The organism is Bradyrhizobium sp. LTSP849, from assembly GCF_000938255.1.
Taxonomy (GTDB): Bacteria; Pseudomonadota; Alphaproteobacteria; order Rhizobiales; family Xanthobacteraceae; genus Bradyrhizobium.
In genome coordinates this window covers 1-20,513 of the sequence record NZ_JYMR01000040.1, presented here as the reverse complement: position 1 = coordinate 20,513, position 20,513 = coordinate 1, and the positions used below count along the sequence as shown (strand labels likewise).

The 20,513-nt window shown below is 64.9% G+C and carries 17 protein-coding genes; 9 read left to right on the top strand and 8 right to left on the bottom strand.

Features of this window, described 5'->3' with window-relative positions; genetic code table 11:
- Positions 1 to 105 precede the first annotated feature (105 nt).
- From UB31_RS24295 to UB31_RS24280, 4 genes are all read left to right on the top strand, one after another.
- Positions 106 to 1,434: an IS1182-like element ISBrsp9 family transposase gene (locus UB31_RS24295; RefSeq protein WP_045010194.1), complete on the top strand. Its 1,329-nt coding sequence runs from the start codon at positions 106 to 108 to the stop codon at positions 1,432 to 1,434.
- A 240-nt stretch (positions 1,435 to 1,674) separates the two neighbouring features.
- A complete protein-coding gene (gene tldD, locus UB31_RS24290; protein ID WP_045005804.1) occupies positions 1,675 to 3,102 on the top strand; it encodes a metalloprotease TldD in 1,428 nt (475 codons plus the stop codon).
- A complete protein-coding gene (gene lepB, locus UB31_RS24285; protein ID WP_045012716.1) occupies positions 3,099 to 3,875 on the top strand; it encodes a signal peptidase I in 777 nt (258 codons plus the stop codon). Before tldD ends, lepB begins: the two co-directional genes overlap by 4 nt.
- A 23-nt stretch (positions 3,876 to 3,898) precedes the next feature.
- Positions 3,899 to 4,237: an MmcQ/YjbR family DNA-binding protein gene (locus UB31_RS24280; protein ID WP_045012715.1), complete on the top strand. Its 339-nt coding sequence runs from the start codon at positions 3,899 to 3,901 to the stop codon at positions 4,235 to 4,237.
- Positions 4,238 to 4,378: 141 nt separating this feature from the next.
- On the opposite strand, the gene UB31_RS24275 is transcribed toward UB31_RS24280, so the two are convergent.
- The 3 genes from UB31_RS24275 to UB31_RS24265 all read right to left on the bottom strand — a co-directional run bounded on the left by UB31_RS24275 (position 4,379) and on the right by UB31_RS24265 (position 7,019).
- Positions 4,379 to 4,945 (bottom strand): PAN domain-containing protein, encoded by a 567-nt coding sequence (locus UB31_RS24275; protein WP_045012714.1) that lies wholly within the window; start codon positions 4,943 to 4,945, stop codon positions 4,379 to 4,381.
- Positions 4,946 to 5,051: 106 nt separating this feature from the next.
- Positions 5,052 to 6,422 carry a glutamate--cysteine ligase gene (locus tag UB31_RS24270; protein WP_045005697.1) on the bottom strand — a complete coding sequence of 457 codons (1,371 nt, stop codon included), beginning with the start codon at positions 6,420 to 6,422 and terminating at the stop codon, positions 5,052 to 5,054.
- Between the two features lie 99 nt (positions 6,423 to 6,521).
- A complete protein-coding gene (locus UB31_RS24265; protein ID WP_045012713.1) occupies positions 6,522 to 7,019 on the bottom strand; it encodes a MarR family winged helix-turn-helix transcriptional regulator in 498 nt (165 codons plus the stop codon).
- Positions 7,020 to 7,144: 125 nt separating this feature from the next.
- Here UB31_RS24265 and gstA point away from each other — a divergent pair, with 125 nt between their 5' ends.
- Entirely contained in the window at positions 7,145 to 7,759 is a 615-nt protein-coding gene (gene gstA / locus UB31_RS24260; RefSeq protein WP_045012712.1) for a glutathione transferase GstA, read from the top strand.
- 87 nt (positions 7,760 to 7,846) lie between these two features.
- Here gstA and UB31_RS24255 read toward each other — a convergent pair whose 3' ends face one another.
- The 4 genes from UB31_RS24255 to UB31_RS24240 all read right to left on the bottom strand — a co-directional run bounded on the left by UB31_RS24255 (position 7,847) and on the right by UB31_RS24240 (position 13,703).
- Positions 7,847 to 10,060, bottom strand: coding sequence for an FAD-dependent oxidoreductase (locus UB31_RS24255; protein WP_045012711.1), 2,214 nt, complete (start codon positions 10,058 to 10,060; stop codon positions 7,847 to 7,849).
- A 149-nt stretch (positions 10,061 to 10,209) separates the two neighbouring features.
- The gene (locus tag UB31_RS24250) at positions 10,210 to 11,418 is read right to left on the bottom strand and encodes an acetyl-CoA C-acetyltransferase (protein WP_045012710.1); all 1,209 of its coding nucleotides are present in this window, start codon (positions 11,416 to 11,418) and stop codon (positions 10,210 to 10,212) included.
- A gap of 70 nt (positions 11,419 to 11,488) precedes the next feature.
- A complete protein-coding gene (locus UB31_RS24245) occupies positions 11,489 to 13,279 on the bottom strand; it encodes an acyl-CoA dehydrogenase C-terminal domain-containing protein (protein WP_045012709.1) in 1,791 nt (596 codons plus the stop codon).
- Positions 13,280 to 13,319: 40 nt separating this feature from the next.
- Positions 13,320 to 13,703: a nuclear transport factor 2 family protein gene (locus tag UB31_RS24240; RefSeq protein WP_045012708.1), complete on the bottom strand. Its 384-nt coding sequence runs from the start codon at positions 13,701 to 13,703 to the stop codon at positions 13,320 to 13,322.
- Between the two features lie 191 nt (positions 13,704 to 13,894).
- Here UB31_RS24240 and UB31_RS24235 point away from each other — a divergent pair, with 191 nt between their 5' ends.
- The 4 genes from UB31_RS24235 (at position 13,895) to UB31_RS24220 (ending at position 19,283) form a co-directional block, all read left to right on the top strand.
- Entirely contained in the window at positions 13,895 to 14,485 is a 591-nt protein-coding gene (locus tag UB31_RS24235; RefSeq protein WP_045012707.1) for a PadR family transcriptional regulator, read from the top strand.
- 92 nt (positions 14,486 to 14,577) lie between these two features.
- Positions 14,578 to 15,051, top strand: a complete 474-nt coding sequence (locus UB31_RS24230; RefSeq protein ID WP_050044828.1) for an Xre family toxin-antitoxin system antitoxin — start codon at positions 14,578 to 14,580, stop codon at positions 15,049 to 15,051.
- Positions 15,048 to 15,551: an RES family NAD+ phosphorylase gene (locus UB31_RS24225; protein ID WP_045012706.1), complete on the top strand. Its 504-nt coding sequence runs from the start codon at positions 15,048 to 15,050 to the stop codon at positions 15,549 to 15,551. Before UB31_RS24230 ends, UB31_RS24225 begins: the two co-directional genes overlap by 4 nt.
- 246 nt (positions 15,552 to 15,797) lie before the next feature.
- A complete protein-coding gene (locus UB31_RS24220) occupies positions 15,798 to 19,283 on the top strand; it encodes a tetratricopeptide repeat protein (protein ID WP_045012705.1) in 3,486 nt (1,161 codons plus the stop codon).
- Between the two features lie 192 nt (positions 19,284 to 19,475).
- Here the strand turns inward: UB31_RS24220 and UB31_RS24215 are convergent.
- Positions 19,476 to 20,513 (bottom strand): IS5 family transposase (locus UB31_RS24215; RefSeq protein ID WP_245305927.1); only part of this gene is annotated, 1,038 nt, incomplete at its 5' end.

Here is a 20,513-nt window from a genome sequence, read left to right as displayed (position 1 = left end):
CGGCCACCTCAGAGCGTGTGATTTTTTGGCAGCGTGCCAGGTAAATCTGTCCGAATGCCGGTGGCATGTGATTCTCTGGCGATGATGGATTGGCGGGAGGCGAAGATGGCTGCCGATGAATTGTTCGGTGATCTGCCGGCGCAATCGAAGCCTGAAGCCGACGCGGCGCCGCTCGGCGCGCCACGGCTGCGTGAGCCACAGCGCGACCAGATCGCGTTGCGAGCGGTGGATATCGAGAGCCTGATCGGGGAAGACCATCCGGTGCGCCTGATCTGGTCTTATGTCGAAGAGCTTGATCTGAGTGAGCTGGAGAACCGGATCAAGGCCAGGGGCGACCGCCCCGGTCACCCCGCGACCTCGCCGCGGCTTTTGCTGGCGCTGTGGCTCTCAGCCACCAGCGAGGGCGTCGGCAGCGCGCGAGCATTGGAGCGACTGTGCGAGAGCCACGATGCCTATCGTTGGCTGTGCGGCGGGGTGTCGGTGAACTATCACATGCTGGCGGACTTCCGGGTCGGTTGCGCCGACCTGCTGGACCGGCTGCTCAGCGAGCATCTGGCGGCGCTGGCGAAGGCTGGTCTCGTCAATCTGGCGACACTGGCGCAGGACGGGGTGCGGGTCCGGGCCAGCGCGGGAGCCGCCTCGTTCCGGCGCGAGGCGACACTCGAGCGGCATCTGGCCCTGGCTGAGACGGTGGTGGAAGACCTCAAGCGCGAAGTCGACGTGCGCTCTGACGCCAGCAATCAGCGCGCCCGGGCAGCCAAGGAGCGAGCCGCGGAGGAACGCAGCGCGCGCGTGAAAGCGGCGCAGGCGGCGCTTGCCGAGATCAAGCAGCAGCGCAAGGAACGCGAGAGCAAGCAAGGCAATGGCAAGACGCCGAAGGAGCCGCGCGCGTCGACGACGGACGCCGATGCACGGGTCATGAAGATGGCGGATGGCGGCTTCCGCCCAGCCTACAACGTGCAGGTGACGAGTGCGGCCGGCGAGCAGTTCGTCACTGACGTTAAGGTATGCAACACGGGGTCCGACCGCGGGCTGATGCGGCCCATGCTGGAGCGGCAGCGCACGCGCCCTGGCGGCCTGCCCAAAGACCATCTCGTCGATGGCGGCTTTGGCAGTGCGGAAGACATCGAGTGGGCGCATGCCGAGGGCATAGAGGTTTTTTGCCCGCCCACTCAATCCAAGCACGGCACCGACCCCTACCTGCCGCGACGCGGCGACGGCGCGGGGGTACTGGCTTGGCGTGCGCGGATGGCGAGCAAAGAGGGCAAGGCCCGGTACAAGCCCCGTTCGATATGCGAGTGCATCCATGCCCGCTGGCGCAACTGGAACCTACGGCAATTGACCGTGCGCGGGATCGAAAAGGTCCGCGCCGTCGTGCTCTGGTACGCCCTCACCAACAACATCCTGCAAGGCAACCGCCTCCGCAGCGCATAAACGAGAGCTCATCGACGAACTCAGACCCGCCATTTACCGCGACAAGAAACTCCACTCCGTTCCGAACAAGTAAAAGCGTCACAAGCTCTCAGGATGACGGTGATGGATTGGTGCTTGCGGCCAGCGTTTTCGCCAACATCCTTGGCAATCCTATCGTTTCCGTAATGTGACGGCCCGCCCCTCGCGGAACCAGTCCGAAACCATTATCTTGCCCCACATCTCCAGATAATGGACGGACGCATGACCAACCCTGCCACAGCCTCCCTGCTCGACCGCGCCAATCTCGACCGCGACCAGGTTCGCAGCGAGCTCGCGCGCGGGCTTGCCGGCGCCGACGACGGCGAATTGTTCCTGGAATACAGCCAGACCGAAGCGCTGATGTTCGACAATGGGCGGCTGAAGCAGGCGACCTACGACACCTCGCAGGGCTTTGGCCTGCGCGCGGTCAAGGACGACGCGGTCGGCTATGCGCATTCCTCCGACGTGTCGCTGCCGGCGCTGATTCGCGCCGCCGACGCCGTCGCGGCCGTGCGCGGCGGCTACTCCGGCAGTTTTGCGGCGCCGCCCCCGCACACCAATGTGCGGCTCTATGGCGACGACAACCCGCTGGATGCGCCGGGCTTCGAGACCAAGGTCAAGCTGCTCGCCGAGATCGACGCTTATCTGCGCGACAAGGATCCGCGGGTGCGGCAGGTCAGCGTCAGCCTGGGCGCGACCTGGCAGGTGGTCGAGATCTTGCGGCCCGACGGCGAGAGCTATCGCGACATCCGCCCGCTGGTGCGCGTCAACGTCTCCGTGGTCGCAGGCCAGGGCGACCGCCAGGAGAGCGGCAGCAAGGGTTATGGCGGCCGCGCCGGCTATGCCGAATTCATCGAAAGCAAGAATTGGCGCGATGCCGCCGACGGCGCACTGCGCGAGGCGCTGGTCAATCTGGAATCGATTCCGGCGCCCGCGGGCGAAATGGACGTCGTGCTCGGCGCCGGCTGGCCCGGCGTGATGCTGCATGAAGCGGTCGGCCATGGTCTCGAGGGCGACTTCAATCGCAAGAAGACATCGGCGTTTGCCGGCCTGATGGGCCAGCAGGTCGCGGCCAAGGGCGTGACCGTGGTCGACGACGGCACCATCGCCTCGCGCCGTGGCTCGCTCTCGATCGACGACGAAGGCACGCCGACCAACCGCACCGTGCTGATCGAGGACGGCGTTCTCGTCGGCTACATGCAGGACCGCCAGAACGCGCGACTGATGAACATGAAGCCGACCGGCAATGGCCGCCGGCAGGGCTATGCCCACGTGCCGATGCCGCGCATGACCAACACCTACATGCTCGCGGGCGACCGCGACCCGGCCGAGATCCTCGCCTCGGTGAAGAACGGCGTGTTCGCCGCGAATTTCGGCGGCGGACAGGTCGACATCACTTCGGGCAAGTACGTGTTCCAGTGCACCGAGGCCTACAAGATCGAGAACGGCAAGATCGGCGCGCCGTTGAAAGGCGCCATGCTGATCGGCAACGGGCCGACCGATTTGCATCGCATCCGCATGATCGGCAACGACCTCGCGCTCGACACCGGCATCGGCACTTGCGGCAAGAACGGCCAGGGCGTGCCGGTTGGCGTCGGCCAGCCCTCGCTATTGATGGAGCGCATTACGGTGGGTGGAACGGGCGCATGAGCGTTGAAAAAGTGACTGTCACGACGAAGCGGAAGAGCAGCGGCTGGGCCGGTCAGCTGGTGCAGCTCGCCGGCATCGTCGCCGCCGTGTTCATCGCCAAGGGCGCGCTGGCCGAGCCGTTCTACGTGCCGTCGGGCTCGATGGAGCCGACGCTGTTGATCGGCGATGCGCTGCTCGCCTCGAAATTCCCCTATGGCTACGGCACCTCGTCGCTGCCGATCCAGATCAACCTGCCCGAGACCGGCCGCGTGTTCGCCGAGACGCCGAAGCAAGGCGACGTCGTGGTGTTCCGCTGGCCCGGCGATCGCTCGCAGGCCTGGGTCAAGCGCGTGGTCGGCCTTCCTGGCGACCGCATCCAGATGCGGCAGGGCCAGCTCTTCGTCAACGACCGTCCCGCCGAGCTGAAGCCGGATGGCGTCGGTGCTGCCGAGGACGACAATGGCGGCAGCGAACCCGCCTACCGCTATGTCGAGACGCTGCCGAACGGCGTGTCGCACCTGATCTTCAAGATGCGCGACAACGGCCCGCTCGACAACACGCTGGAAGTCACGGTGCCGGCCGGCCATCTGTTCGTGCTCGGCGACAACCGGGACAACTCGGCCGACAGCCGCGTGCCCTTGCGCTCCGGCGGCGTCGGCCTTTTGCCGGTCGACAATCTGGTCGGTCGTGCGGACGCCGTGCTGGGCTCCTGGGATCTCGGCATGCGCGGCCAGCCCGTTTGGACCTGGCTGTCCGGCTTCCGGCTCGCGCGGTTCTTCACCGCCGTGCGCTGAGCTGATCCCAAGACCTTGATCACATGACCTTCGACGACGTTAGGAAATTTGCGCTGACGTGGCCGGAGGTCGAGGACGGCACCTCCTACGGCACGCCCGCACTGAAAGTGCGCAAGAAGATGCTGGCGCGCTTGAGGGAGGATGGCGACAGTCTGGTGATGCCGGACGTCCCGATCGACGAGCGCGCAATGCTGGTCGAGAGCCAGCCGAAAATCTTCTACTTCACCGATCACTACGCCGACTATCCGATCGTGCTGATCCGGCTGTCCAAGGCCAAGCGCGCGATCGTCGAACCGTTCCTGCGGCGACGTTGGCGCGCGCTGGCCTCGAAGGCGGCACGGGCGAAGCATGATGCGGAGTGAGATTCCGTAGGGTGGGCAAAGCGACTTGTCCGCCATAGCTCGAAGAGCGAAGGCGGAAGCGTGCCCACCACGAGTAAACGTGATTGCAGAGAGATGGTGGGCACGGCGCTTCGCGCCTTTGCCCACCCTACGGCACCCTGGCTATCTCACCACGCCCGACGTGAATCCCGCCTTCCTGCGCGGCGGCTTGATTTCCTTTTTCAGGAAGCAGCGCGCTTCGCGCCCGGTGTAGCCGGGACGGGCATAGGTGAAGGCGCGGCATTTGTTGTCGGCGGTGCAGGCAGCCTTGCAGACGTCCTCGCCCTCGCCTTCCTTGAGCTCGAAATTGCGCAGATCCCCGCCGGGGCGGTCAATCGAGGTCTCCACGCCTTCGACGCGCGGCTCGATTACGCCGGCGCCGCGCACGCCGGAAATACAGCAACTGCCCGGCACCCGCGGCGGCACGGTATTCTTGAGCCAGCACACCGCCGCGGCGCCGTCGATGTCGGGATAGCTGAAGCTCCACGAGCGGCATTTACGATCGCGCTCGCACAGCAGCGCGCAATCCTCGGGATCGCCTGATGTGACAGGCGTGTTGAAATAGTCGCCGCCGGGCCGGTCGAACGCCGTCTGGGCACGCGCGGGCACGCTCGCAAACAGGAGCGAAAGCAGCGTGGCGCAGGCCACAACGCTTGCCATGACAGCCCCAGGCAGGCGGCCCTTCCCCATCGGAACAGCTTTCGAGTTATTGACGACGCTCAGGTTTTTTTCAGCCGGTCATTTGATCGCCGCAAACCTGTATGGGCGATGAACAGCCTAAATCCTGGTCGTTGGTCTAGAACGCGTATTCCGCGTAGGCCGGTTCCACCGAGCCTTTCCAGGCGCCGTTGAACTTCTCGAGCATTTCCTCGGCCGGCGTCCGGCCGGAATCGATGATGCGATCGAGCGGCTCCAGATGCCGGGTCTCGTCGCGGCCGAGCTGGTCGATGCGGCCGCGCCGGCGCAGGCCGGCATGTGCCAGAACGAGGCATTCCTTGGCGATCTCGAACAGATAGCGGTCCTTGATCCGTGCCTTGAAGCCGAAGCGCGGCACGTCGTCGCGCAGGGACTGGCGCTCGGGCGCAGTCCAGTGCTTCACCATGTCCCAGGCGGCATCGAGCGACACATCGTCGTAGAGCAGCCCGGCCCAAAACGCCGATAGCGCCGGCAGACGGCCCCACGGGCCACCATCAGAGCCGCGCATCTCGAGATAACGCTTGAGCCGCACCTCCGGGAAGATCGTCGAGAGATGGTTGGCCCAATCCGACAATGTCGGGCGCTCGCCGGGCAAATTGTTGTTGCGGCCATCGAAGAAGGCGCGGAACGAGGAGCCAGACACGTCGATGTAGTCGTCGCCGCGCTTGACGAAATACATCGGCACGTCGAGCGCGTAATCGACATAGCGCTCAAAACCCATGCCGTCCTCGAACGCCCAGGGCATCATGCCGGAGCGCGCATTGTCGGTGTCGCGCCAGATCTCGGAACGGAAAGAGAGGAAGCCGTTCGGTTGGCCTTCGGTGAACGGCGAATTGGCGAACAAAGCGGTTGCGACCGGCTGGAGCGCAAGCGACACGCGCAGCTTCTTGACCATGTCGGCTTCCGAGGAGAAGTCGAGATTGGTCTGCACCGTGCAGGTCCGGTACATCATGTCGAGGCCGTACTGGCCGACCTTCGGCATGTAATTGGTCATGATCTTGTAGCGGCCCTTGGGCATCACCGGGATGTCGGCGCGCGACCAGGACGGCGTCATGCCGAGCCCGAGGAAACCGATGCCGAGCGGGGTTGCGATCTCGCGCACCTGCGCCAGGTGCGCCATCAACTCGCTCTGGGTCTGATGCACGTTCTCGACCGGCGCGCCGGAGAGCTCGAACTGACCGCCCGGCTCGAGCGAGATCGCACCGCCGCCGGTGACGTCATAGAGGCCGATGATGTTGCCCTTCTCCATGATCGGCTCCCAGCCGAGCAGGAGCTTCATGCCTTCGAGCAGCGCGCCGATGCCGCGGGCGCCTTCGTAGGGCACCGGACGGTGGCCGTCGAGCGTGAACGGCGTCTTCTCGTGCTCGGTGCCCATGCGGAATTCGGACGGGTCCTTGCAGCCTGCCTCGAACCACGCAACGAGCTCGTCGCGCGATTGCAGCGGTGTCATATCGATCTGGTCTCGCGCCATATCAAACTCTAATCAAAGGCGCTTCGACCGAACGCGCGCGGGTGACAGGGATGGTCCGCGAACCTACCGGCTGCGCGGATGTGCTGGTTTGCCGCGCGATCATCGCGACGGCGTGCTTTCGTTGACGTTGACGACGGGCGGCAGCTTCATCTCGCCGCACGAGCAGCCCAGCCGGTCGAGCAGACCGCTGAGCTTGATGGCATCGGTATCGGACAGTTTCGAGCCGACATATTTCTCGATCGCGGCCGAATAGGCGCCCCACATCCGCTTCTGCAACTCGCGGCCGGCTTCCGTGATCTCGACGAACTGGCCGCGCTTGTCGATCTTGCATTCGCGCCGGGAGGCGAGCCCCTCGTCGACCAGACGATCAATCAACCGCGAGGTGGAGTATTGCGGGATCAACATCTGCCGTTCGAGTTCCACCGGCCGCAGCTCTCCGCTCGGCGCCCGCGACAGTTCGAGCAGCGCGTCATACCAGGCCAGCGGAGGGAAGCCGGCCTTTTTCAGGTCCTGCTCGACGCAGTCGAGCACACGGCTCTGCACCCGCATCAGGCGGATCCAGGCGGCAGTTGCCTCAGTCGATGGTTTGCGTTTCATGGTCCCGCTCAAACTCGTCGCCCGCTTCTTACCCCACTCGATGCACCTGCATCAATCTTGCTATTCCATGCAGGTGCATGTAGGCGTAGTTTCGCCTGGGCCAAGCCAAAAGAGGAGGAAATTCCATGAAATTGTATTACTCGCCCGGCGCCTGCTCGCTGTCCCCCCACATCGCGCTCCTCGAGGCCGACCTGCCCTATGAGCTGGTCAAGGTCGATATCCGGGCCAAGAAGCTCGAGAACGGTGACGACTATCTGAAGGTGAATCCGAAGGGTCAGGTCCCCGCGCTGGGCCTCGACAGCGGCGAGATCGTGACCGAAGGCCCGGTCATTGTCCAGATGATCGCCGACCAGGCCCCGGCCAAGGCACTGGCGCCCGCCCACGGCAGTTCCGAGCGCTACAAGCTGCTCGAATGGCTGAACTTCCTCACCTCCGAGGTGCACAAGAGCTTCGGACCGCTGTTCGCGCCGGCACTGAACGACGATGCCAAGGCGTTCTTCAAGGACCGCGTCATGGGCAAGCTGAAGCACATCGACAGCGAGCTCGCCGGCCGCGACTACCTCATGGGCAAGCAGTTCACGGTCGCCGACGGCTACCTGTTCACGATGCTGACCTGGGGCGACCGGATGAAGTTCGACCTCTCGGCGATGCCGAACCTCACCGCTTACAAGGCCCGCGTCGCCGCGCGGCCGAAGGTGCAGGAAGCCCTGAAGAAGGAAGGGCTGACGCAGGCTGCCTAAGCCGGGATCAGTAAACGACAAAAAGGCCGGATCGATCGATCCGGCCTTTCTTGTTCTCACGAATGCGTGAGACGGTTCAAGCTGCGCCTAGGCAGCGGCCTTCTTCGGCGCGAAGCGGCCGTAGAAGGTCTCGCCCTTCGCAGCCATCTCTTCCAACAGCTTCGGCGGCGTGAAGCGCGAGCCGTACTTGGCTTCCAGCTTGTGGCAGAGCTCGACGAACGTCTTCGTGCCCATGAAGTCGATGTAGGACAGCGTGCCGCCGGTGAACGGCGCGAAGCCGAAGCCGAGGATCGAGCCGACATCCGCCTCGCGCGGATCGGTGATGACGTGATCCTCGACCGTGCGCGCGGCTTCCACCGCCTGCACCACCAAGAAGCGTTGCTTCAGCTCCTCGATGTCGAGCGTGTCAGGATCGAGCTGCTTCGGCTGCAAGGCCGAGAGGCCCGGCCACAGGCTCTTCTGGCCCTTGCCCTTCTCGGGGTAGTCGTAAAAACCCTTGCTGTTCTTGCGGCCCAGGCGGCCCTGCTTCTCGACCATCTCCACCATCAGCTTCTTCTGATCGGGGTTGATGGCGTTGGGACCGAGATCGGCTTCCGTCGCCTTCATGATCTTGAGGCCGAGGTCGAGCGCAACTTCATCGGACAGCGAGAGCGGGCCAACCGGCATGCCGGCCATCTTGGCGCAGTTCTCGATCATTGCCGGCGGCACGCCTTCCAAAAACATCTCGTTGCCTTCGGCAACGTAGCGGCCGACGCAGCGGTTGGCGAAGAAGCCGCGCGAGTCGTTGACGACGATCGGCGTCTTGCCGATCTGCCGGACGTAATCGAGTGCGGTTGCGAGCGCGACATCGCCGGTGTTCTTGCCCTTGATGATCTCGACCAGCATCATCTTCTCGACCGGCGAGAAGAAATGGATGCCGACGAACTTGCCCTGGTCCTTGAAGGCCTCAGCAAGCGAAGTGATCGGCAGTGTCGAGGTGTTCGACGCGAAGACCACGTCCGGCTTCAGATATTCCTGCGCCTTGGCAAAGGTCTCCGCCTTGACCTTGCGGTCCTCGAACACCGCCTCGATGACGAGGTCGACATCTCTGAGCGCGGAATAGTCGGCGGTCGGCGTGATGCGCGCGAGCAGTGCTTCGGCGTCGCCGGGTTTGGCGCGGCCCTTCTTGATCTGCTCCTCGATCACTGTCTGCGCATGCGCCTTGCCCTTGTCGGCGCTCTCCTGATCGCGATCGATCAGGACGACGTCGAGGCCGGCACGCGCCGAAACGTAGCCGACGCTCGCGCCCATGAAGCCGGCGCCGATCACGGCGATCTTCTTCACCTTGGTCTGCGGCACATCCTTCGGACGGCGCGCACCCTTGTTCAGCTCCTGCATCGACAGGAACAGGCTGCGGATCATCGCAGCCGCCTCCTTCGAGCGCAGTACGGACGTGAAGTAGCGCGACTCCACTCGCAGCGCCGCGTCGATCGGCAACTGCAAGCCTTCATAGACGCAGCTCATGATCGCACGCGCCGCCGGATAGTTGTCGTAGGTCTCACGGCGATAGATCGCGTTGCCGGCCGGGAACAGCATCATGCCGGCCTTGGAGAACACGGGGCCGCCGGGGAGCTTGAAGCCCTTCTCGTCCCAGGGCGCCACCGCTTTGCCGCCGCTCTTGATCCAGTCCTTCGCCGCCTTGATGAGATCAGCTGCCGGTACGATGGCGTGGATCAGATTGAGCTGCTTGGCCTTCTCGACCGTGACCGGATCGCCCTTGAGCAAAATGGTCATCGCATCCTGCGGCTGGACCAGACGCGGCACGCGCTGGGTGCCGCCTCCGCCCGGGAACAGACCGACCTTGACCTCGGGGAGACCGAGACGCGTCTTGGGATTCTCCGCCGCCACGCGATAGTGGCAGCACAGCGTGATCTCGAAGCCGCCGCCGAGCGCGAGACCGTTGATCGCGGCCGCCCAGGGCTTGCCGGAGGTCTCGATGGAGCGCAGCACCTGCGAAAGGTGCCGACTCTGGTCGAACAGCATCTGGTTCGCCGCGGTCTCGCCCTGTTCCTTGAGGACCTTTGCGTAAGCCTGGTTCATGCCTTCGAGCATCGACAAATCGGCACCGGCGCAGAATGCTTCCTTGGCCGAGGTAATGACGACACCCTTCACCCCGGCGTCGGCCGTGGTCTCCTTCACGATCGCCTCGAGCTCGCTGCTCGAGGTCTCGTCGAGCACGTTCATCGAACGGCCCGGGATATCCCAGGTGACGAGCGCGATGCCGTCGGCGTCGGTCTCAACCTTGAAGTTCTTGTAAGCCATGTTGGTTGCTCCTCGGTGCCGCAGCCGATCTCAGGCGCGGCGGTTGACGGTGATCTCGTAGGGTGGGCAAAGGCGCCCTTGCGCCGTGCCCACCATCATTTGCTGAGACGTCAGTGGTGGGCACGCTTCGCTTTGCCCACCCTACGACGTCAAACGCGCTCGATGATGGTCGCGGTGCCCATGCCGCCGCCGATGCACAGCGTCACCAGCGCGGTCGACTTGTTGGTGCGCTCGAGCTCGTCGAGCACGGTGCCCAGAATCATCGCACCGGTCGCGCCGAGCGGATGGCCGAGTGCGATGGCGCCGCCATTGACGTTGATCTTGGCGTTGTCGATGTCGAAGGCCTGGATGTAGCGCAGCACGACCGAAGCGAAGGCCTCATTGAGCTCGAACAGGTCGATGTCTGACTTCTTCATGCCGGAGCGCGCGAACAGTTTTTCGGTGACGTCGACCGGGCCGGTCAGCATCATCGCCGGCTCCGAGCCGATATTCGCGAATGCGCGGATCTTGGCACGCGGCTTCAGGCCGTACTTGCTGGCCGCTTCCTTGCTGCCGAGCAGCACGGCGCCGGCGCCGTCGACGATGCCCGAGGAATTGCCGGCGTGGTGCACGTAATTGACGCGTTCGATCTCCGGATGCGACTGCACAGCGACGCCGTCGAAGCCGCCCATCTGCGCCATCATCGTGAACGACGGCTGCAGCTGGGCCAGCGACTGCATCGTCGTGGTGGGACGCATGTGCTCGTCCTTGGCCAGGATGGTGAGGCCATTGATGTCCTTCACCGGCACCACGGACTTGTTGAAGCGGCCCTCGTCCCAGGCCTTGGCCGCGCGCTGCTGGCTCTGCACCGCATAGGCATCGACGTCATCGCGCGAAAAGCCGTATTTGGTGGCGATCAGATCGGCCGAGACGCCCTGCGGCATGAAATAGGACGGCACCGCCATCGAGGGGTCCATCGGCCAGGCGCCGCCGGAGGCGCCGATGCCGACGCGGCTCATCGATTCCGCACCGCCGCCGATCACGAGCTCATGCTGGCCGCTCATCACCTGGGCGGCAGCAAAATTCACGGCGTCGAGGCCGGAGGCACAGAAGCGGCTGATCTGCACGCCGGGCACGGCTTCGCCGAGACCCGCCTTCAGCGCGGCAAAGCGCGCGATGTCGCTGCCGGCTTCGCCGACTGGATCGACCACGCCGAGCACGACGTCATCGACGCAGTCTTCGGGAAGGCTGTTGCGATCCTTGAGGGCCTTCAGCGGCACCGTGGCGAGCGCGAGCGCTGTCACCTCGTGCAGTGCGCCATCAGCCTTGCCGCGACCGCGAGGGGTGCGGACGTGATCGTAGATATAGGCATCTGCCATGGGAGCGTCCTGATTGCAGCGATTGGTTACGACCGCGACGCGATCGAGATGATTGGTGAAGCGAAAATTCTCAGAACGCTTCCGCGGGCAGTTCCATGATGGTGGCGCAGCCGGCCTGAATACGCGCAAGATTGGCCGCAGTTTCCGGCAGCATCCGCTCCATGAAGAAGCGGCCGGTGACGAGCTTGGTCGAGAGATAGGGCGTGGCCCCGCTCTCGGCAATCTTGGTCTGCGTCACCTTCGCCATCTTCGCCCACATGTAACCGAGGGCGACGAAGCCAAAGAGATGCAGATAGTCGGTTGCGGCGGCACCGGCATTGTCGGGCTTCGCCATCGCGTTCTGCATCAGCCAGGTGGTGGCCTGCTGGAGATGGCCGAGCGCGGTGGAGAGCGGGGTGACATAGGGCTTCATCGCCTCGTCGCCGCCGTTCTCCTTGGCGAAGGCCATGACCTCGCCGAAGAACGCCATGATGGCGCGGCCGCCGTCGCGCGGCAGCTTGCGGCCGACGAGGTCGAGCGCCTGGATGCCGTTGGCGCCCTCGTAAATCATCGCAATACGCGCATCGCGCACGAACTGCTCCATGCCCTGCTCGGCGATGTAGCCGTGGCCGCCATACATCTGCTGCGCCTGCACCGCGTTGGCGAAGCCGTACTCGGTGAGAAAGCCCTTCAGCACCGGCGTCATCAGGCCCATGTGATCGTCGGCGGCCTGACGATCCTTGGGATCCTCCGAGCGATGCGCGACGTCGCTCTTCAGCGCCGTCCACATTACGAAGGCGCGCGCGGCCTCGTTGAAGGCGCGGATCGAGAGCAGCGTGCGGCGCACGTCGGGATGCACGATGATCGGATCGGCAGGCTTGTCCGGCGCCTTTACCCCGGTGAGCGAGCGGCCCTGGATGCGCTCGCGGGCGTAAGCGACCGCGTTCTGATAGGCAACCTCGGACTGTGCGAGACCCTGAACGGCGACGCCGAGGCGGGCCTCGTTCATCATCACGAACATGCCCTGCATGCCCTTGTTCTCTTCGCCGATCAGCCAGCCGGTGGCGCTATCGTAGTTCATCACGCAGGTGGAATTGCCGTGGATACCCATCTTGTGCTCGATCGAGCCGCACACCACCCCATTGCGCGCGCCGACCGAACCGTCGGCATTGACCAGGAATTTCGGCACCACGAACAGCGACACGCCCTTGATGCCGGCAGGTGCGCCCTCGATGCGGGCGAGCACGAGGTGGATGATGTTGGGAGCGAGGTCATGCTCGCCGGCCGAGATGAATATCTTGGTGCCGGTGATCCTGAAGCTGCCGTCGGCCTGCCGCACCGCCTTGGTGCGGAGCATGCCGAGATCGGTGCCGCATTGCGGCTCGGTCAGATTCATGGTGCCGGTCCATTCGCCCGCCACCATCTTCGGCACGTAGGTCTTTTTCTGCTCCGGCGAACCGTGGACGATCAGCGCTGCGGTCGCGCCCATGGTGAGACCGCCATACATCGAGAATGCCATGTTGGCGGAGATCTGGAATTCGTTGACCGCCTGCGAGAGCGTCACTGGCAGGCCCTGGCCGCCGAACTCGGTCGGAGCCGACAGGCCGAGCCAGCCGCCCTCGGCGACCTGCTTGAACGCGTCCTTGAAACCCTTCGGCGTGGTGACGCTGCCGTCATCGGCGCGCTTGCAGCCTTCGAGATCGCCCACACGATTGAGCGGCTGGAGCACCTCTTCAGAGAGCTTTGCGGCTTCGCCCAGGATTGCTTCACGCACGTCGCTCGACGCATCGGAGAAGCCGGCGAGATTATCGTAGCGGTCGATCTGGAAGACGTCGTTGAGCAGGAAGTTCACGTCTTCGACGGGGGCTTTGTAGATCGGCATGGTGGTCTCCCGGCAAGGGCCTTGAAGTGATGATGTTAGCTTATGACTGGGCAGCAAGCTGCTCCGCCATCTGGCGATGCAGCATGTTGATGGCCTTGAGCGGACGCACCATCACCTTGAAATGGGTGATGCGGCCTTCGCTGTCGAAAGTGATGATGTCGACGCCATTGATCTCGATACCGTCGATCATGGTCTTGAATTCGAGCACGGCGCCGTTGGCGCTGGTCCACTCGCCGACATAGGTGAAGCCGGGACCACCGAGCACCGTCTCGGCGCTCGCGAGATATTTGAAGGTGATGTCGCGGCCGCGCTGGGGCGAGTGCACGACGGGGCTTTCGAAAACGGCGTCGGGATGCAGGAGGTCCCAGAGCGCTGTGCGGTCATGAGACTTCATAAAGCCGTACCAGGAGTCGAGGCCGGTCATGGTCAGGTTGCCTCCCTAAAGGCCGTGGCAAAAAGCTGAAAAACAACCCCATGCACAGTAGCGCGAACGCTGATTCCATTGAGGTTTTGGGAGCCTCTTTCCGGGCCCGCTTCATATGCATATTGACGCATATGCACCAATGCGCATAAAGTCAAGTCAATTGGTCGAGACTTCTCAAAGGAGCTGGTGCCATGGCACTCGGCGACGCAATCCTCGCATGCCTGACGGAACGTCCGATGACAGGCTACGAGCTTGCCAAGACGTTCGACTCCTCGATCGGCTTCTTCTGGAAGGCCGACCACCAGCAAATCTACCGCGAGCTCTCCAAGCTGCGCGACCGCGGCTACATCCAGGGCCGCGAGGTCGTGCAATCCGGCAAGCCCAATAAACTCATCTATACGCTCACTCCCGAGGGCCGAACAGCGCTGCGGCACTGGGCCGCGCGGCCGAGCACGCCGCCCTCGATCAAGGACGACCTGCTAGTGCGATTGCATGCGCTCGACAGCATCGACATCGAGCCGATGCGGACCGATTTGATGGCCCGGCTGGAGCACCATCGCGACCGCCACGAGAACTACGAGCGGATCCTGAAGAAGCGCTTCCCGGAAGGCACGGCGTCAGGCGTGCTCGACCTCGGCAATCTGCTCCTGCTCCGCCTCGGCGCCCGGCACGAGCAGATGGTGGCCGACTTCTGCGAGGAGACGCTGGAAGCGCTGTCGGCCATGAGCGGCAAGGCCACGGTGGTGCCGCTGGAGGACGGCAAGCGCGAGGGGAAGGGCTGAGGCGTCAATACGGCCGGGAATCTTGCCGGCGATCACTTGAAAGCTTCTGCGACGCTTGTCATATTGGATGCGACAAGTGGCGAGACTGACTGATGGTCGAATTTGCTCAATCTCCTGACGTAGTCCGGCTGGCGGCGGTCGCCCGACTCTTCGGAGGGACCTCTACCTTTCGGAAGATGCCTCGGAGCCCTTTGGAGGCTCACGAAATTCTTTTGCACGGCCTTCCATCCAAGGCGCTGCTGCATTTCGTCGACAACCTCGTGTTTCTCCGCTGGGACGATTCGTTCGCCAAGGCGATCGGAATGAGCCATCGAACCTACCAGCGCCATACGGCTGAAAATACTGGACAGCTCAACTCCGAGCAGAGCGGCCGCGCATGGAAGCTTGCGGAAATACTGACGAAGGCGACTTCGATTTTCGGATCGAAGGACGAGGCCGAGCAGTGGCTGGAGCGCCCCGCCATCGGCCTCGACCAACGCAAGCCGATCGATCTGCTGGCGACCCCTGCCGGGGTCGAACTCGTCGAAGACTTTCTCGCACGGCTCGAGTACGGCGTTTACGCGTGACGCCGCTTCCCGCACCGCTCGGAGGCCCCGAACTGGTGGCCTGGCGTCTGGATCAATCCAAATATGCAGCCACCTGGGACAGTGGCGAGGGAGCGTTTCTCGTCGGCGGCCGCTGGAACAGCAGGGGCGTTCGAGCCGTGTACTGTGCGATCGATCCCGCTACGGCGATTCTGGAGGTCGCCGTGCACAAGGGATTTCGCGCACTGGACACGGTGCCTCACGTCATCACAGCGGCAACCGTCGATCCAGCCGGCGTCTTCGTGGTCGAGCCCACGGCTGTTCCAAACCCCAATTGGCTGAGGCCGGGGATACCGAGCGCCGGCCAGCAGGCATTCGGGGATGACCTGCTGGCAAGGCATAGGTTTGTGGTCATTCCGAGCGTGGTTTCGACGGCGAGCTGGAATTTGATCTTCGCCGCCACGAATGCCGCCGGCTCGTACGAGCTGAGATCCCAAGAGCCGTTCGCCCTGGACACGCGCTTACACCCGCCGGGGCGCTAACGCCTACGGAGACATGGCCGGGCTTATCCCGGGCATGACGAGCATCCGTGCAAGCCGTCCCCCAGGTTCCCGCCGCCCAACTTTAAGCCAGCGGCGACGCGTTCCTTAACCCGTTATTTACCGTAACGGACAAAAGTCGGTTTTCGAGGCAGACGACCCGCGCCGAATTCGGTTGTCTTACAACCGGCACGCGTGGGGAGACTGGAGGCGCCGGGTGGGGCGCCGGAGTCGGAACCGGACAGAGTCATGAATTCGCGCGTATCGTGGAGTGTTGACGGCATCGATCCATCCGTAAGGGAGCGGGCCGAAGCTGCTGCGCGTCGCGCCGGCATGTCCCTCAACGATTGGCTGAACTCCACGCTCGGCGAGACTGCCCCGCCGAACTTTCGCGGACCTTACGAGCAGCGCCAAGATCAACGTCAAGATCAACGTCAGGACCAGCGTCCCGATCCGCGTTCGCCGCAAATGCCAAGCCAAGCACCTAGCCAGGAGAGCCGCGAAGTCGCCGACATCCATCAGCGGCTCGACGCGATCACCCAGCAGATCGAACGAATTTCAAAACCTGCACCGCGCCAGGACTCCTCGCGACCAGACGTCGCGCGCGAGCAGGGCGTCGCGCGCCAGCTCAACGACGCGATCTCGCGCCTCGATGCGCGGCTGTCGCAGATCTCAAAGCCACAACAATCCCAGCCACAGCAGCCCCAGGCGCCACGGCCGGCACCGGTCGAAACGCGCCAGCGCCAGGCCGATCTGGTCGAGCGCGCGGCAGCGCAAGTCTACCGCAACTCACCGCCGCTCAGCCCCGCTTCGTTCGACGTCGCGGTCGCCGAGATCACGGCGCGGCAGAGCGAGCTCGACGGATTCGCGCCGCGGCAGCTTCCGCCGCGCGCCGCGCCGTCGATTGCGCCCACAGCGGCCTATGCTACGCCCCTGCCGCCGATGGCACCGCCCACGCCTGCCTACGCTCCGCCGCCACCGCAGCCGGGGCCGGATTTCTCCTTGCTCGAACGGCACCTGCTCAAGATCACGAGCCAGATCGAGTCGCTCCAGCGTCCTGACAATACCGAACAGGCGGTCAACACCTTCCGCTCCGAGCTTGCGGAGATCCGCACCGCCATCACCGAGGCGATGCCGCGCCGCGCGATCGAGTCGATCGAGAACGAAATTCGCTCGCTGCACCGTCGCATCGACGAGACCCGTTCCAACGGCACCGACGGGCAGGCCCTCGCCGGCATCGAGCGCGCGCTATCCGACATCAAGCAGGTGCTGCGCACGCTGACGCCGGCCGAGCAGCTCACCGGCTATGACGAGGCGATCCGCAATCTCGGCACCAAGCTCGACCTGATTTTGCGCGCCAATGACGATCCTTCGACGGTGCGCCAGCTCGAGGGCGCGATCTCGGCGCTGCGCGGCATCGTCTCGAACGTCGCCTCCAACGAAGCGCTGGCACGGCTCTCCGAAGATGTGCAGCTGTTGTCGTCCAAGGTCGACCAGGTCACGCGCGCCTCTGGCCACAGCGACAGTTTTGCGGTGCTGGAGCAGCGCATTGCGGCGCTCACCGCCGCGCTGGAAACGCGCGAGCGGCCGCAAGCCACCGAGAGCACCGAGCATCTGGAAAGCGCGATCCGTGCGCTGTCCGAGCGTTTCGACCGCATGCAGGTCGGCAACGACTCGGCCTCGACGTTCACGCATCTCGAACAGCGGGTCTCCTATCTGCTGGAGCGGATCGAAGCCACCTCCGATCAGCGCGGCGGCAATTTCAGCCGCGTCGAGGACGGGCTGCACGACATCCTGCGCCACCTGGAGCGGCAGCAGGCGACCTATTCCGCGCTCGCTGAAAGCCGCAGTTCGTCGCAGCCAGCCGATTCCGGCGTGGTCGACCTCGTCAAGCGCGAGCTTTCCGACATCCGCTTCAGCCACGCCGAGACCAACCGCAGCACCCAGGATTCGCTGGAGGCCGTGCACAACACGCTCGGCCATGTTGTCGATCGCCTCTCCATGATCGAGGGCGATCTGCGTGCGGTGCGCACCGCGCCGCCGGCCCCTGCGCCGCAGCCGATGCAGCAGGCGATGCCCGAGCCCATGTCGATGGCTGCTCAGGTCGAGCCGGCGCCGATCGCGCGCGAACAACGGCCACTGCAACAGCCACAGCAGCCGAAATACGATCCGAAGCCCGAGCTGCAAAATCCCGCCGCCGCGCAACACGCGCACAGCGCTTTCGTGGCCGCGCCGCGCGAATTCCATGCCGCTGCACCTGCCGCGCCGCCGCCGATGCCGATGGCGCCGCCGGTACCGCCGCGCGCGATCAGCGAAATCCTGGAGCCGCACACCGCACCTGCGCGCGCCGCGATCGCGCCCGAATTGCCGCCGGATCATCCGCTCGAGCCGGGCACCCGTCCGGGCGGACGCGCCGCCACGCCGTCGGAGCGCATTGCCGCGTCCGAAAGCGCGATCAGCGAAATTCCTGCTGCGCCAAAAGAGCCGGTGTCGTCGTCGAGCTTCATCGCAGCCGCGCGCCGCGCGGCGCAGGCTGCCGCCGCACAACCGCCCGAAAAGCCTGCGCGCGGCGTCAAGGCCGCAATCGCAGCCCGCGTCAAGGACAAGGGCCAGGACGGCGGCTCGACCATCACTTCGAAGATCCGCTCGTTGCTGGTCGGCGCGAGCGTGGTCGTGATCGTGCTCGGCACCTTCAAGATGGCAATGAACCTGCTCGAAGGCGGCAGCACGCAGCCGGCGCCGCAGGCGATGGAGAATTCCAGCGAGCCCGCGCCGCAGGCTCCGCCGCCGGTCGAGATCAAGCCCGCCGCGCCCGAGCAGGTCACGCCATCGATGACCTCGCCGACGCCGATCGGGAAGCAGTCCCTCAACAATCCAGCCCCGGCTGCAACGAACCCCAGTGGGACGGCTTCGGTCGAAATCCCGCCCGCCCCCGCCGCAGCGCCACCTTCCAGCGACGTCACCGGCGCGCTGACGGGCGCGAGCCGCGCGCGGCTCGGCGTCGTCCAGGTGCCGCCGAGCGAGAAGCTGCCTGACGGCATCGGCGGCCCGAGCTTGCGCACCGCCGCGATGAAGGGCGATGCGACCGCGGCCTACGAGATCGGCGTGCGCTTTGCCGAGGGCAAGGGCGTGGCTGCGAATTACGACGAAGCCGCCAAATGGTATGACCGCGCGGCGCAGGCCGGCGTGGTGCCCGCAACCTTCCGCCTCGGCACGCTCTACGAAAAGGGCCTCGGCGTGAAAAAGGACGCCGACATCGCCCGCCGCTACTACACGCAGGCGGCAGAGCGCGGCAACGCCAAGGCGATGCATAATCTCGCGGTGCTCGACGCCGATGGCGGCGGACGCGGCGCCAATTACAAGAGCGCGGCGCAGTGGTTCCGCAAGGCTGCCGACCGCGGCGTCGCCGACAGCCAGTTCAACCTCGGCATCCTCTATGCCCGCGGCATCGGCGTGGAGCAGAACCTCGCCGAGTCCTACAAATGGTTCACCCTTGCGGCCGCCCAGGGCGACGCGGATGCTGCCGGCAAGCGCGACGACGTCGCCAAGCGTCTCGATCCGCAGTCGCTCGCCGCCGCCAAGCTTGCGATCCAGACCTTCAGCACCGAGCCGCAGCCCGACGACGCCGTCAACGTGACGACGCCCGCCGGCGGCTGGGACGGTAGTCCGCAGGCGAGCACGAAGCCAGCACCGAAGCCGGTCGCGAGCAAGAAGTCAGCGTCCGCGGTGCGTTGAGAGCGGCATAGCGTTAGATCGAACCAAGCGGGCCGCGGGCTCGGTGCACCTCTCCCGCTTGCGAGGGCTTTGCTTAATTGGCCGTGCGGGAGTGAGGCTCGATGTGGGGCATTTTTTTGTGTGGCCTCGGATGGCGAGCGAACGCAGACGGCCTTGTTTTCGTGGCCGATCGATGGCGTTGGGCTACGGCAGTCACGCCACACCTCCCGCGGGACACAGCACCGCCCATCGTTTGAGGTTCATGGCCAAGCAGAGAAGACGCAGATGGGTATGGTTGCGTGCCAAGCCCAGATAGCGAGCGCGCGCCCAGCCGTAAACGCCCTTGAGGCGCGCAAAGACCTGCTCGACCGGCGCGCGGCGGCGTCCCACGGCGTCGTTGAAGCGCTTCTTCCGCTCGGTCAGGGGATGATGCTTGTTGGGCCGGAACATCAGCCGCGGCTTGATGCCCCGGGCAGCCAGCCCGGCGCGGCGCTCGTGCTTGTCATAGGCCTGGTCGGCGTAGACCGCCTTCTCGTCGCCGCTGATCAATTCATCGGCCGGCACCGTATCGTTGACCGCAGCGTCGGTCAGCTTACTGCGACGGATGATCGCCGAGCACTGGTCGACACCGACATGCGCCTTGTAGCCGAAGTATCGCTTGCCACCCTTCTTGGTCCATCGCGCATCCGCATCGCGCTCGCTGTTGACCAGCTTGCTCGGCGCGCGCCCGTCTGGGCCGGGCGGCAGCGGGTCCTTTGGCGGCTTCGGCGGCTTCACCGCCGCCGGGATCAGGCTGGCGTCGATCAATGTGCCTCGACGCAGCACCAGCCCGCGCGCGTCGATCTGGCGCAGCATCTCGGCAAACAGCGTCTCGTCCAGACCGGCCTGCTGCAAAGCTTCGCGGAAGCGCCAGATCGTCGTATGGTCGGGCGTCTCGTCGCCCAGCGCAAAGCCGCAGAAGTCGCGGAAAGAGGCCCGGTCATCGAGCGCTTCTTCCAGTTCCGGATCGGACAGCCCGTACCATTGCTGCAACAGCACAGCCTTGAACATCACCAGCCGAGGATAGGCCGGCGCGCCACGCTCAGGTTCCGGAAGGCCGCACAGCACGCGCTCCACAGCCCCCCAATCGACCAGTTCGCAAATCCGCCTCAGCACCGCACCGCCTTTCCCACGCCGCGACGCCAGCGCATCTGCGAAGCTCGGTTGCCCAACCTGCCGATATGCCATCCCAAGACCCTCTTCAGATCTCTC